The sequence below is a fragment of the Pseudomonas sp. S30 genome (assembly GCF_016518545.1).
GTDB lineage: Bacteria > Pseudomonadota > Gammaproteobacteria > Pseudomonadales > Pseudomonadaceae > Aquipseudomonas.
Map to the genome: position 1 here is coordinate 114,251 of NZ_JACVTO010000016.1, position 13,458 is coordinate 127,708.

At 63.3% G+C, this 13,458-nt stretch carries 14 protein-coding genes; 4 read left to right on the forward strand and 10 right to left on the reverse strand.

All coding sequences use genetic code 11. The features are described from left to right. The first annotated feature begins 39 nt into the window (after positions 1 to 39). Positions 40 to 417, forward strand: coding sequence for a response regulator (locus IAE34_RS17920; protein WP_200140313.1), 378 nt, complete (start codon positions 40 to 42; stop codon positions 415 to 417). A gap of 72 nt (positions 418 to 489) precedes the next feature. Here the strand turns inward: IAE34_RS17920 and IAE34_RS17925 are convergent, their stop codons facing one another. The 7 genes from IAE34_RS17925 to IAE34_RS17955 all read right to left on the reverse strand — a co-directional run bounded on the left by IAE34_RS17925 (position 490) and on the right by IAE34_RS17955 (position 7,643). Further along, positions 490 to 855 (reverse strand): Na+/H+ antiporter subunit G, encoded by a 366-nt coding sequence (locus tag IAE34_RS17925; protein ID WP_200140314.1) that lies wholly within the window; start codon positions 853 to 855, stop codon positions 490 to 492. Continuing rightward, entirely contained in the window at positions 852 to 1,130 is a 279-nt protein-coding gene (locus IAE34_RS17930) for a K+/H+ antiporter subunit F (protein WP_029612720.1), read from the reverse strand. Before IAE34_RS17930 ends, IAE34_RS17925 begins: the two co-directional genes overlap by 4 nt. Then, positions 1,127 to 1,615, reverse strand: coding sequence for a Na+/H+ antiporter subunit E (locus tag IAE34_RS17935; protein WP_200140315.1), 489 nt, complete (start codon positions 1,613 to 1,615; stop codon positions 1,127 to 1,129). The genes IAE34_RS17930 and IAE34_RS17935 overlap by 4 nt, the downstream gene beginning before the upstream one ends. Beyond that, complete coding sequence (locus tag IAE34_RS17940) at positions 1,612 to 3,288, reverse strand: monovalent cation/H+ antiporter subunit D (RefSeq protein ID WP_200140316.1); 1,677 nt, start codon at positions 3,286 to 3,288, stop codon at positions 1,612 to 1,614. Before IAE34_RS17940 ends, IAE34_RS17935 begins: the two co-directional genes overlap by 4 nt. Beyond that, positions 3,285 to 3,629, reverse strand: coding sequence for a Na+/H+ antiporter subunit C (locus IAE34_RS17945; protein ID WP_186666145.1), 345 nt, complete (start codon positions 3,627 to 3,629; stop codon positions 3,285 to 3,287). Before IAE34_RS17945 ends, IAE34_RS17940 begins: the two co-directional genes overlap by 4 nt. Then, positions 3,629 to 6,541: a monovalent cation/H+ antiporter subunit A gene (locus tag IAE34_RS17950; protein WP_200140317.1), complete on the reverse strand. Its 2,913-nt coding sequence runs from the start codon at positions 6,539 to 6,541 to the stop codon at positions 3,629 to 3,631. The genes IAE34_RS17945 and IAE34_RS17950 overlap by 1 nt, the downstream gene beginning before the upstream one ends. Before the next feature lie 151 nt (positions 6,542 to 6,692). Beyond that, on the reverse strand, positions 6,693 to 7,643 hold the full coding sequence (locus IAE34_RS17955; protein ID WP_200140318.1) for a DMT family transporter: 951 nt from the start codon (positions 7,641 to 7,643) through the stop codon (positions 6,693 to 6,695). A gap of 87 nt (positions 7,644 to 7,730) precedes the next feature. Between IAE34_RS17955 and IAE34_RS17960 the strand changes: the two genes are divergently transcribed. Then, positions 7,731 to 8,294 (forward strand): helix-turn-helix domain-containing protein, encoded by a 564-nt coding sequence (locus tag IAE34_RS17960; protein ID WP_200140319.1) that lies wholly within the window; start codon positions 7,731 to 7,733, stop codon positions 8,292 to 8,294. A 46-nt stretch (positions 8,295 to 8,340) separates the two neighbouring features. Here IAE34_RS17960 and IAE34_RS17965 read toward each other — a convergent pair whose 3' ends face one another. After that, a complete protein-coding gene (locus IAE34_RS17965) occupies positions 8,341 to 8,904 on the reverse strand; it encodes a cysteine hydrolase family protein (RefSeq protein WP_200140320.1) in 564 nt (187 codons plus the stop codon). Between the two features lie 98 nt (positions 8,905 to 9,002). Here IAE34_RS17965 and IAE34_RS17970 point away from each other — a divergent pair, with 98 nt between their 5' ends. Both IAE34_RS17970 and IAE34_RS17975 read left to right on the forward strand, forming a co-directional pair. After that, a complete protein-coding gene (locus tag IAE34_RS17970) occupies positions 9,003 to 9,971 on the forward strand; it encodes a GlxA family transcriptional regulator (protein ID WP_200140321.1) in 969 nt (322 codons plus the stop codon). A 104-nt stretch (positions 9,972 to 10,075) separates the two neighbouring features. Beyond that, on the forward strand, positions 10,076 to 11,884 hold the full coding sequence (locus IAE34_RS17975; protein ID WP_200140322.1) for an aminopeptidase P family protein: 1,809 nt from the start codon (positions 10,076 to 10,078) through the stop codon (positions 11,882 to 11,884). 32 nt (positions 11,885 to 11,916) lie between these two features. Here the strand turns inward: IAE34_RS17975 and IAE34_RS17980 are convergent, their stop codons facing one another. Together IAE34_RS17980 and rhtA are read right to left on the reverse strand one after the other, a co-directional pair. Continuing rightward, positions 11,917 to 12,198, reverse strand: a complete 282-nt coding sequence (locus IAE34_RS17980) for a hypothetical protein (RefSeq protein WP_200140323.1) — start codon at positions 12,196 to 12,198, stop codon at positions 11,917 to 11,919. Positions 12,199 to 12,381: 183 nt separating this feature from the next. Continuing rightward, positions 12,382 to 13,269: a threonine/homoserine exporter RhtA gene (gene rhtA / locus IAE34_RS17985; RefSeq protein WP_200140324.1), complete on the reverse strand. Its 888-nt coding sequence runs from the start codon at positions 13,267 to 13,269 to the stop codon at positions 12,382 to 12,384. Positions 13,270 to 13,458 lie beyond the last annotated feature (189 nt).

A 13,458-nucleotide genomic window follows, 5' to 3' on the forward strand; every position in this document is an offset into this window, starting at 1 on the left:
GGGTCACATAGCCAACTTTTTGAAATTCAAGGCATTGTCATGAGCGAAGATGCACAAGATGTAGTGCTGGTAGTAGAAGATGAACCGCTAATCAGGATGATCCTGCGCGATTACCTGGCCGGGCAGGGTTATCACGTGCTGGTGGCCGAGGATGGCGCCGAGGCATTCGCCATCCTGGCCAGCAAGCCGCACCTGGACCTGATGGTCACCGACTTCCGTCTGCCTGGCGGGATATCGGGTGTGGAGATTGCCGAGCCGGCGTTGAAGCTGCGCCCGGACCTGAAGGTGATTTTCATCAGCGGCTATCCTGCCGAGATTCTCGAGTCCGGCAGCCCCATCGCGCGCAGGGCGCCGATTCTGGCCAAGCCGTTCGACCTCGATACGCTGCACGAGCAGATTCAGGCCTTGCTGAAGTAACGGGCTCCAGGACCCGAAGTCCAGGTGCTTGGGGAGGAGCAGGCCTGGCCAAGGTGTTCCCACTGTGCCGTATCAGTTGTCTCGCTCGCGAACGCTGCTGATTTCCGCAGGTACCGAATCGCCCGCCATACGCTTGCGAAACAGTCCAGCCCTGGCTAGCAGCAGGGTGGTGACCGGCACGGTGATCGAAAGCAGGATCGGGATCAGCCAGGCGTGCAGCACAGGTGCTTGTTTTAGCTGTGAGAAGTACACAATGGACGCCAGGCTAACGCACCACGCGCCCAGGGTCGAGGCCAGCGCTGGGGGGTGCATGCGCTGGAAATAGTCCTTCAGACGCACCAGGCCGATCGCGCCGAGCAGAGCGAACAGACTGCCTGCCAGCAGCAGCGCCGCCACGACCACCTCAAGCCAGAAGGGCAACTCGACGGCGTCTATCATTCTATCACCTCTCCACGCAGCAGGAACTTGGCCAGGGCGAAGGAACCGACGAAGCCGAACAGCGCGATCAACATCGCGCCTTCGAAATAAGTATCGCTGCCATAGCGTATACCTAACACCAGCATCATCAGCATCGCCAGGATGTACAGGTAATCGAGCGCAAGTACGCGGTCCTGGGCGGAAGGGCCGCGAAACACCCTGATCAGTGCCAGTGCCATGGCGATGACGAAGATGAACAGGCTGGCCAGGATGGCATTGGCGAGCAGGCCGGTCATTCGAAGATCTCCATCAAAGGGCGTTCATAGGTGTGCTTGAAGTGCTCGATGAACGCCTTCTCGTCGTCCAGATCGAGTACGTGCAGAAGCAGTACGCTGCGATCCAGCGCCAGTTCCGACCAGACCGTTCCGGGCACCACGGAAGTAATCATCGACAGCGCCGCCAACCCGTGGGCATCTCGCAAAGCCAATGGAATGTGCACGAATGTCGAGCGCGGCGGTCGGCTGCCAGCACGCAACACTCCCCAGGCCACTTGCAGGTTGGAAAGAACCACGTCCAGCCCAACCCGAACGATCAGGCCGACGACCGCTCGCGGCCGCTTCACGTGGGCATGCTGAGGACGCAGGGGCGCCATCAGCAAGGGCGCGAGAATGCCCAGCATGGCGGCCAGCAGCAGGTTGCCCGGGCTCACCGAGAGATTCAGCACCAGCCACAGAACGAACAGCGACAGGGACAGCAGCGGGGCGGGAAATAGTCGGCTCATGGCTGCACCTGCGAGGCCGTGGTCGGCCCAGGCAGTGGGCGCGTCGACATCACTGCCTGGATGTATGCGTCCGGGGCCTGCAGCTCAGCAGCGGTGTCCTGGGTGTAGCGCAGCAGAGGCTCGGCTCGGGCGCTGAGCAGGATGCACAGTCCCAGCAGCAGCACGATCGGCAGGCATTCGTAGCGACGCAGTAGCGGCGATGGCCGCTCCTCCGGCTTCCAGAATCGCAGGATGCCCACCCTGCCGAAGGCGATCAACGAGGCCATGCCCGATAGCAGCAGCAACGTCACGAGGCACCAGCCTGCCGCCGACAGCGGCTGCTCGGGTGCGAAGCCCAGGCCCAGCGGATTGAACAGCGCGCTGATCAGATTGAGCTTGCCGATGAAGCCGGACAATGGCGGCATGCCGATGATCAGCAGGGCGCAGGCGATGAAGCCGAAGCCGAGAAACGCCATGGTCCATGGAATGATCTGGCCGATCACGGCCTTTTGCTGGTCGTCGAGGTTGATGCCTTTGGGCGGATGCAAGGATTCGAGCGGCGCCGGAATGGCATCCTCCTCTTCGTCGAGCGGCACTTCGTTGGCCGAGCGCGAGCGTTCGATCAGTTCGGCCAGGAGGAACAGCGCACCCAGGGCGAGGGTGGAACTGACCAGATAGAACAGGGCCGCACCGATCAGCGCCGCCTGGCCGAAGCCGACGGCTGCCAGCAAGGTACCTGCCGACACCAGGATGCTTAGCGCCGCCAGGCGCTCGAGCCGCTGGGCCGCGAGAATCGAGACGGCGGCGACGGCCAAGGTCACCAGTCCACCGTAGATCAGCCATTGGCCGCCGAAGTGCGCCGAGTCGCCGGCCTGCCCGGAGAACAGCAGGGTCCAGAGGCGCAGCAGGGCATACAGGCCGACTTTCGTCATGATCGCGAACAGCGCTGCCACCGGCGCACTGGCCGAGGCGTAGGCGGGCACCAGCCAGAAATTCAGCGGCCAGATACCGGCCTTGACCAGAAACGCCGTCGCCAGGATCGCCGCACCCGCGTGCAACAACCCACGATCAGCCTCCGCCACCAGAGGAATCTTCAGTGCCAGGTCGGCCATGTTCAGGGTGCCGGTCACGCCGTACAGCATGGCCGCTCCCACCAGGAACAGCGACGACGCGAACAGGTTGATGGCCACGTAATGCAGTCCGGCCTTGACCCGCGCACGACCCGAACCGTGCAGCAGCAGTCCGTAGGAAGCGGCCAGCAGCACTTCGAAGAACACGAACAGATTGAACAGGTCGCCCGTAAGGAAGGCACCATACAGCCCCATGAGCTGGATCTGGAACAAGGCATGGAAGCTGGCGCCCGCGCCGTCCCAGCGCGCCCGAGCGAACATCAGGGCGCTGACGCCGATGACGCCGGTGAGCGTCAGCATGAGCGCAGAAAGGTGGTCAAGCACCAGCACGATGCCGAACGGAGCAGCCCAGTTGCCAGGCAGGTACACGCCGATCGACTCCGCCTGTCCCTGGTCACGCACCCACAGCAGCAGGGTGATCGACAAGCCCAGGCCCAGGAGGCTGGAAACCAGGTTCAAGCGACCTTTGAACTGCCGGTGCTTCTCGCCGATCAGCAGCATGATCGCTGCGGTGATCAGCGGCAGCAGGATGGGCGCGGCGATCCATTGGTTCATCGTGCTCATTCCTCACGCTCCCGACCGTCTACGTGGTCGGTGCCGGTGAGCCCTCGCGAAGCCAGCAGCACGACCAGGAACAGCGCAGTCATGGCGAAACTGATGACGATGGCCGTCAGTACCAGTGCCTGGGGCAATGGGTCGGTGTAATTGAGCAGGTCCTGCGGGACACCATCCTTGATGATCGGCTCCTTGCCGATGAACAGACTGCCCATGCTGAAGATGAACAAATTGACGCCATAGGACAGCAGGCACAGGCCCATGATCACCTGGTAGGTACGTGGGCGCAGCACCAGCCACACACCTGAGGCGGCTAGTACGCCGATGGCCACGGCGATGACTTCTTCCATCAGGCCGCTCCTCCTTTGCTCGTTTTCAGATTGCCCGGGCGATAGGCGCGAACGGACTGATGCGCCAGCGCCGTGAGGATCAGCAGGGTCGAGCCGACCACCACGGTGTACACCCCGACATCGAAGAACAACGCACTGGCGACATGGATGTCTCCCAGCAGCGGCAGGTGCAGGTGCGCGGTATGGGTGGTGAGGAAAGGATAACCCAGCGCCATGGCGCCGACACCCGTGAGGGTAGCGCACAGCAGGCCTGTGCCCATCCAGCGCAAGGGCCGCAGGCTCATCTGCGCTTCCACCCACTGGGTACCGGCGACCATGTACTGGAGAATGAAGGCCACCGACATCACCAAACCGGCGACGAAACCGCCCCCTGGCTGGTTATGCCCGCGCATGAACAGGTACATCGAGACCAGCAGGGCGATCGGCAACAGCAACCGCACCAGCACTGCCGGCACCATCATGAAGCCCAGGGCGGTGTCGGCGACCTGCCGCGGATTGACCAGGTCGGTGACCAGGTCCGGCGCCAGATGGCGCTGCTGGGCCGGCAGCTGCATGCTTTCCTTCGGCGGCCGGAAGCGGCGCAGCAGGGCGAACACGGTCAGCGCGACCGCCACCAGCACGGTGATCTCGCCCAAGGTATCGAAGCCACGGAAGTCCACCAGCATCACGTTCACCACGTTGGTGCCGCCACCTTCCGGCAGGGCCCGACTGAGGTAGAACGAAGAGATGTCGTTGGGCGTTGCGCGGGTCAGCATGGCGTAGGACAGCAGGGCCATGCCACCGCCGACCAGGATCGCCAGCAGCAGGTCCCGCAGGCGTCGAATCCGTGCTCGATCCAGGCTGCCGGGCGAGGCGGTGACCCCCTCGATCCTTCGCGGCAACCAGCGCAGGCCCAGGAGTATCAGCACCGTGGTCACCACCTCCACGACCAGTTGGGTCAGGGCCAGGTCGGGTGCCGAGAACCAGACGAAGGTGATGCAGGTCATCAGCCCGCACACGCTGACCATGATCAGCGCGGCCAGCCGGTGATACTTGGCCTGCCAGGCTGCGCCAATGGCACAGGCGATAGCGATCAACCACATCGCCACGAAGACGCCAGAGCCTGGAATCTTCGGCCGATCACCCCAACTGATCCCGCTGTACAGCATGGGTGTCAGGCCCGCCAGGAAGGCAACTGCCACCAGCATGAACAATTGTGTTTGCAGGCGCCGGCTGGTCAGCAGGCTTTCGACCCTCCGCGCGATCAGCATCAGGCGCACCAGGCCATGTTCGAACAGGCGCTTGCCGTTGAACCGCTCGATCAGCGGAGGGTTGGAGAAGCGTCCGCGGCGCAGCTGTTTGCGCAGCGCCAGGTACAGGATGATGCCCCCGCACATGGCGATCAGGCTCATGATCATCGGTGCGTTCCAGCCGTGCCAGATCGCCAGGCTGTACTCGGGAAGGGTACCACCGACCACCGGCAACGCCGCGGCGGCCAGCAGCGGTCCCACCGACTGGGCAGGGAAGATGCCTACCACCAGGCAGGTGAGCACCAACAGCTCGACCGGTACGCGCATCCAGCGCGCAGGCTCGTGAGGCGTGTGCGGCAGATCCTGCGCCGTCGGCCCGAAGAACACGTCGACCGTGAAGCGCAGGGCATAGGCCACGCTGAAGGTGCCCGCCAGAGTGGCGATCACCGGCAGGGCGGCTTCCACCCAGGCCGTGGAGGAAATGAAGACCGTTTCGGCGAAGAACATTTCCTTGGAAAGGAAGCCATTCATCAACGGTACGCCGGCCATGGCCGCGCTGGCCACCATCGCCAGGGTGGCGGTATAGGGCACCAGGCGGATCAGGCCGCTGAGGCGGCGTATGTCGCGCGTGCCACTCTCATGGTCGATGATGCCGGCGGCCATGAACAACGAGGCCTTGAAGGTGGCATGATTGAGAATGTGGAATACCGCGGCCACGGCAGCCAACGGGCTGTTGAGGCCCAGCAGCAGGGTGATGAGGCCCAGATGGCTGATGGTGGAATAGGCCAGCAGGCCCTTGAGGTCATTCTGGAACATCGCGGCGAAGGCGCCCAGCAGCAGCGTACAGGCGCCTGCACCGCCGACGATCCAGAACCAGTCTTCGGTACCGGACAGGGTCGGCCACAGCCGGGCCATCAGAAAGACCCCGGCCTTGACCATCGTTGCCGAGTGCAGATAGGCCGAAACGGGTGTAGGGGCCGCCATCGCATGGGGCAGCCAGAACTGGAAGGGAAACTGCGCGCTCTTGCTCAGCGCGCCGATCAGGATCAGTGGCAGCAGCACCGGATACAGTGCGTGCTGGCGCACGGTGTCTCCGGCCAGCAGTACCTTGTCCAGATCGTAGCTGCCGACCACGTGACCGAGCAGCAGGGCGCCTACCAGCAGGCATAGCCCACCGGCGCCGGTGACCATCAAGGCCATGTAGGCCCCGCGGCGCGCATCGCTGCGATGGTGCCAATAGCCGATGAGTAGGAACGAGAACAGGCTGGTCAGCTCCCAGAAGAACACCAGTTGGATCAGGTTGCCGGAGATGACCAGCCCGAGCATCGCGCCCATGAAGGCGAGAAAGAAGGCGAAGAAGCGCGGGACCGGATCCTGCGGCGACATGTAGTAGCGCGCATAGAGCGAGACCAGGGTGCCGATTCCTAGCACCAATAGCGAGAACAACCAGGCGAAGCCGTCCATGCGCAGCACCAGGTTAAGCCCCAGGCTCGGCAGCCAGAGGAACTCTTCGCGAATGACGCCGCCATGTGCGATCTGCGGATACAACAGCGCGACCTGCACGGTACCGAGCAGAGCCACGAGTCCGGCGAGGATGGACTCGGCGTTACGCGCGTTGTGCGGCAGGACGGCTGCCAGGCAACTGCCGATGAACGGCAGAAGCAATAGCACTATCAATGACATAGCGTTCTAATCTACGAGAGTTGATCAAGGATCATACGTGCGCGCAGGGTTGATCACCAACACGTAACCTGTGGCAGAATCCTACAAAAGCGCAGATAAAAGCGGATTTTTTATAACAGTTTTTTTCAGAGCATAGTCGTTGCGCGAGAGTTCAACCGCTGCTGCGCTCGGCAACGGGCGGCTGAGGCTGCCCCGCGGTCGTCGCGGCCCGCGCGCGACCGATGCGCAGTTCGCTGATGACCACGGCGGCCACGATCAACCCACCGCCCAGCAGCGCCAGGCCAGGCAAGCGTTCACCCGCCAGGCGGCCGACGACCCCCGCCCAGACCGGTTCGCCAGCATAGATCAGGGTGGCGCGGGTGGGTGAGACGGATTTCTGAGCCCAATTCATCGCCACCTGGATGATCGCGCTCATGGCGCCCAGGCCAAGCGCGCTGAACAACAACAGCCAGGAGAAATCAGGCGCGCGCTCCTGCATCGGCAAGGTCATGGGAAAGGAGAGGGCGGAGGCCACGCCCAGTTGCACCACCGTTACCCGGCGGACATCGACCTTTCCCGCATAGCGGCTGATCAGAATGATTTCGCCAGCGATGGCCACGGCGCTCACCAAGGTCACCAGCTCACCCTCGCTCAGGTGCGGCATGCCGCCCTGGGGGCCGGCCAGCAGCATGAGGCCAACGAAGGCCAGGCCGATTCCGAGGCTGGGCATCAGGCCGGGGCGTCGACCCAGCACCAGCCATTGCAGCAGCGGCACGAACGGCACGTAAAGCGCGGTAATGAACGCCGACTGGCTGCTGCTGATGCTCTGCAGGCCCATGGTCTGCAACCCGTAGCCCAGCATGATCGAAACGCCGATGAGCGTGCCGGCCTTGAGCTCAGTCAGGGTCAATCCCGACAGGGTTTTCGCCGAAATCAGGGCCACGAACAACGCGGCGGCCGCGAAACGCAGCCCTACGAAGTACAGAGGGCCGCTCACGGACATGACGTTGTGTACGATCAGGAAAGTCCCGCCCCACAACATGGTGATGAACACCAGCACCAGTTCGGCCTTGTTCAGGCGAATGGACAGGGACGGCCGGAAAGGGGAAGTAGCATGACTCATCAGCTTGCGCACTCGAAACGGGCGGCGCACAATCGCCGCAAAGTGCGCAGTATACTGCGCACGTCACTTCTGTGAGCAATCCCCATCGTGCATCGAGACTCCCCCCATCGTGCTGGTGTGTTGCAGTACGTCAGTCACAACGTCCGTCGTTTGCGTACCGATCAGCGCCTGAGCCAGGCCGTTCTGGCAGAGCGCTCCGGGGTGAGCAGGCGCATGCTCGTGGCTATCGAGGCAGGCGAGAAGAACGTCAGCCTAACGACCCTGGACCGGATCGCCGAAGCGCTGGGTGTGGCGTTCACGACCCTTATCCAGGCGCCGGAGCGGTGCGATATGGCGCGTATCGACGAGGTGGCATGGGCGGGGCTGCATCCTGGCAGTCAGGCCGTGCTGCTTGGCAGCAGCACGGCCAGGCGCGAGGTGGAGCTGTGGGCGTGGACGCTGGCGCCCGGCGAGCATTATGCCAGTGAAGCCGATGCCGAAGGCTGGAGCGAACAGATCTACGTCGTGTCAGGCGTTCTGACCTTGCGGATCGAAGACAGCGAACGGCATCTGAAGGCGGGCGAGTTCCACATCTTTGCGAGTAACTGCCGTTATGCCTATCGCAATGACGAGCAGCAACCCACTCATTTCGTACGCAACGTCGTGATCTGACCTTGCCCAGGTGGCTCGCGGATCCATGCCTGGGCGGGGGCTGGCCTCAATCAGACAGCGCCTGATGCTCGAGCAGCGAATCGGTGCTGTGCACCGAGGCGAAGGCGAACGCCAGCGCCGCCATCGCCGCCCCCTGCACCTGGGCCGCGCTCACCGTCTGTTCACCGAAGGTCAGCGCCAGTGTGGCGCAGGCGTCATGCGCCACCTGCACCTCATAGCCGAGGTCGGCGGCGGCGCGTACGGCCGAGTCGATGCACATGTGGCTCATGGCGCCGGCGATGATCAACCGGCGGATCCCGTGCTGCTCCAGGATGACGCCGAGCGAGGTGTCCAGAAAGGCGTTGACCTTGTGCTTGAGCAGCACCGGTTCGCCCTGTGCGGGGCGCACGGTGTCATGGATAAAGGCGCCAGTAGAGCCGGGTGCGAAGAATGGTGAGTCAGCCGATTCGAATTCGTGACGAACATGGATGACCAGATGGCCACATTCGCGCGCCGCCGCGAGCAGGCGGGCGGCGTTGGCAGCGGCGCCTTCCATGCCGTCCAACGGCCAACGGCCGTTGCTGAAGTAATCGTTCTGGATATCGATGAGAATAAGCGCTTTGCTGCTCATGAGGCTTGCCTTCAGGCTGGATGGGAATGGGGCGAGAATAGCCCCGCCGCCGCCAGGCAGGGAGGGTCGCGATCGACATAAAGAGGGCAGAAACTGACATGCGAGATGAAGTGGAAATAGGCGTGCTGGTCTATCCCGAGGTCCAGGCCGCCGCCCTGTACGGGCTGACAGACCTGTTCGCCGTCGCCGACCGGGTCGCGGGCGCGCTGGCCGGTCAGCCGCTGCCGCGACTGCGTGTCAGTCACTGGCAACTGGATGAATCGGCCGGGGCCATGCAGGTGCTGCACGACAGCCGTCCGAGCGCCGAGCATCGCTTGAACGCACTGGTGGTACCGCCCAGTCTGGGCGGAGCACCCACGGCGGCGGTGCTGGAAGCGCATCGCGCGCACCTTCGTCAATGGCATGGAAGCGGTACGCTACTCGCCTCGGTCTGCATCGGTGCATTCTTCATAGCCGCCAGCGGCCTGCTGGACGAGCGCCCGGCGAGCACGCACTGGAACTACAGCCAGACGCTCGCACAGCGCTATCCACGTGTGCGCATCGAGGCGCATTTCGCGGTGCTGGATGACGGCGATATCATCACCTCGGCTGGCTTGATGGCCTGGACCGAGCTGGGGCTGCGGCTGGTCGAGCGCTTCATGGGCGCTGCGCTTGCCTGCGAGACAGCACGCTATCTGGCGGTACAACCTCTGCCCGCCGCGCTGCCCGGTAGCCTGTTCACGCCCAGGCTGGATCATGGCGATGAGGCGGTGCTCAGGGTCCAGCACTGGTTGCAGGGCAATGCCGGGCATTCAGTGAGCGTGACGGCCATGGCAGCCTGTGCGGGCCTGGAGGCGCGCACCTTTCTACGGCGTTTTCGCGCCGCCACAGGCCTGCGTCCTACACAGTACTGTCAGCAGATTCGAGTAGGGCGTGCCTGCCGTCAGTTGGAGATCACCCGTCGCAGCGTCGATCAGATTGCCTGGGAGGTGGGCTATCAGGATCCCAGGGCCTTTCGCAAGGTATTCCAGGCGGTCACGGGGCTTGCGCCCAGCCAGTATCGCCAGCGCTTCAACGTCTGCGGCTAAGTGTTACTCAATGCCTCGAGACTGGCGCAGGCGATTGCAGGTAGCGCCAGGCTGGCCCATTATCCAGGCCGGAAACCGTCGATGATCTGACCGCAGGAGTGCGCATGAGCAGTTCACCCCCCTCCCAGGAGTCCATTCCATCCCGCTTGGCGCGAGTTCGAAAGGCCATGCTCAGAGAGGGCGTGAACGCGTTGCTGGTGCCCTCTGCCGATCCTCACCTGTCCGAGTACCTACCCGAGCACTGGCAAGCGCGACAGTGGTTGTCGGGCTTCCATGGGTCGGTGGGAACGCTGGTGGTCACCGAGCAGTTCGCCGGGCTCTGGGTCGACAGCCGATATTGGGAGCAGGCCGAACGGGAGCTCGATGGCAGTGGTATCGAGCTGATGAGGCTGCTGCCCGGTCAACCCGGAGCGCTCGACTGGCTGAGTGAACAGGTTGTTGGTGGCGGCGCGGTGGCGGTCGACGGCCAGGTGCTGGCATTGGCCGCTGCACGTAGCCTTGGCGACCGCCTGAAGGCTCGTCGGATCGAGCTGATGACCCACCTGGACCTGTTCGGGCAGGTGTGGGAGCAGCGCCCGGCGCTGCCAGATGAAGCCGTCTACGAGCACCTGGCTCCCTATGCCACCCAGACTCGCCCCGAGAAGCTGGCTGCAGTGCGCCGCACGCTGGAAGAGAAGGGTGCCGAGTGGCACTTCATCGCGACGCTCGACGACATCGCCTGGTTGTTCAATCTTCGCGGCAGCGATGTGCCCTACAACCCGGTATTCGTTTCCTTCGCCCTGATCGGCATTGATCGGGCGATGCTCTTCGTTGGTCCAGGCAAGATCGCCGCCGACCTTGCGCGCCGGCTGGCAGACGACGGTGTAGAGGTGTGCGATTACAGTGACATAGGTCAGGCGCTGGCAGCCGTGGCTCCTGATCAGCACCTGCTGGTGGATCCGGCTCGGGTCACCCATGGGCTTCTGGCGCATGTCGACCAGCGCGTGGCGCTGGTCGAGAGCATCAACCCGACGACATTGAGCAAGTCGCGCAAGAGCGAGGCCGAGCTCGCTCACGTGCGCAGGGTCATGGAGCACGATGGCGCGGCGCTGTGCGCGTTCTTCGCCTGGTTCGAAGCGAATCAGGGGCGAGCCGGGCTCACCGAGTTGTCGGTGGACGAACACCTGAGTGCCGCACGGGCGCGGCGTCCAGGCTTCGTGTCACTGAGTTTCTCGACCATCGCCGCGTTCAATGCCAACGGTGCGATGCCGCACTACCGTGCCACCGAGCAATCCCACGCGACGATCGAAGGCGACGGCCTGCTGTTGATCGATTCGGGCGGCCAGTATCTGGGGGGTACCACCGATATAACCCGCATGGTGCCGATCGGCCAACCCAGTCAGGCGCAGAAACAGGACTGCACGCGTGTGCTCAAGGGCATGATCGCGCTTTCGCGGGCACGCTTTCCACGCGGGATCCTGTCGCCACTGCTCGACGCCATCGCCCGTGCCCCACTCTGGGCCGAGCAGGTCGACTACGGTCATGGCACGGGTCATGGCGTGGGCTATTTCATGAACGTGCATGAAGGCCCGCAAGTCATCGCCTACCAGGCGACTGCCACCGCACAGACGGCGATGCAGGAGGGCATGGTCAGCTCGATTGAGCCAGGTACCTACAGGCCAGGGGCTTGGGGGGTACGGATCGAGAATCTGGTGGTCAATCGCGCTGTGGGTAAAAGTGCCTTCGGTGATTTTCTCGAGTTCGAGACCTTGACGCTGTGTCCCATCGATACCCGCTGCTTGCTGCCCGAATTGCTGGATACCGCCGAGCGGCAGTGGCTCGACGACTATCACCGCACTGTGCGCCAGCGGCTCGAACCTCTACTGACCGGAGACGGGCTGGAGTGGTTGCTCGCGCGTACTGAGCCTTTGTGAAATGAATGAAAAGGGCAGCGCGAGCTGCCCTTCTACTTGCAGATGACGATCATGCTGCGGCTCGTGTAGCCGGCAGGGTTGATGCCGAACAGGTAATCGCCGGGTTCTTCCTGACTGTCCGTGGAGCGGGCGATGACCTTGTAGCCTTTATGACCGCAGGAGGCCTGGGCATTGGCGTAGCACTTGTCCCAGGAGGACGACAGGCCCGAGCAGTTGATATGGATGCCCTTCTTCCCTCGCTTGACCTCGGTCTTGGAAGTGGCGGCGCACCCGGCAATTGCCATGATGGCCAGGATAAGAAAAATACGTTTCATTCCTGTCCTTATCAGGGCTTGCGTGGGTTGGCCCTGTCGGTGGTGACTGCGGTTTTCCTGAAACCCCCTGCTTTCCGTGCCCGGCTCGGTAGATCCTGCGAACGTTCCAGCTGCCGGACAGCTTAAACAGCCTCGCTGAGCGGTACAAGGTGGGACCCTGTCCAAATGATACTATTTCTCAAATCAATCCACTGCAACCGGGGGATTGCTCTGCTTGCGCATCGACAGTGTCGCGCCTACCGATGCGCTGATGATCGCGAGAATCGCCAGTCCCTGGGTCAAGCTCAGGACCTCGCCCAGGAACAACAGGCCGGAGAGAGCGCCGAAGGCCGGTTCGATGCTCATCAACGTGCCGAAGGTGCGCGCGGGCATGCGCGTGAGCGCGACCATTTCCAGGCTGTAGGGCAGGGCGGTGGAGAGTACTGCCACGGCCAGGGCGACCGGCAGCAAGGCGGGGGTCAGCAGCGCGCTGCCGGCGTGAACGATGCCGATCGGAGCGATGAACAGCGCAGCGATCAGCACGCCGAGCGCGGCCGTCTGGATGCCGTTTTCGGCGCCTGCACGCTGGCCGTATAGAATGTACAGCGCCCAGCACACGCCAGCGCCCAAGGCGTAGGCGGCGCCGGTGAGGTCCAGGGGCGCGCTGGTCTGTCCGCTGGGTATCAGCAGCAGCAATCCCGCGACCGCCAACGCGATCCAGAGAAAGTCCAGCGGCCGGCGCGAGGCGAATAAAGCGACTGCCAGCGGGCCGGTGAATTCCAATGCCACGGCGATACCCAGCGGCACACTGCGCAAGGACATATAGAAGAGGAAGTTCATCCCGCCGAGCGCGAGGCCATAGATGATGACGCTGCGCAGGGTGCTGGCATTGAGTTTGGCGCGCCAAGGGCGCAGCAGGGCCAGCATGATCACGCTGGCGAAAATCAGGCGCAGCGCAGTGGTGCCCTGGGCGCCTATCACTGGGAACATGCTTTTGGCCAGCGATGCTCCTGTCTGGATCGAGGCCATGGCGATCAGCAGCAGGCCGACGGGAAACAGCGTAGCGGCCAGGCTGCGGGCGTTGGTTTTCATAGAAGAGTGCAGTTCCGAATGAAAAATAGCAGGGCATTTGCGCACTATAGTGCGCAAATGTGCCGACTGCATGCAATGCATATTGCGTCGGCGCACTGATTTTGATTTTTTTGCGTCAAGCCCTTGACCGGGTCTCGAATCCCCTTATAATGCGCCCCACTTCCGCAGCAAACGGAACGCGAAACTTCT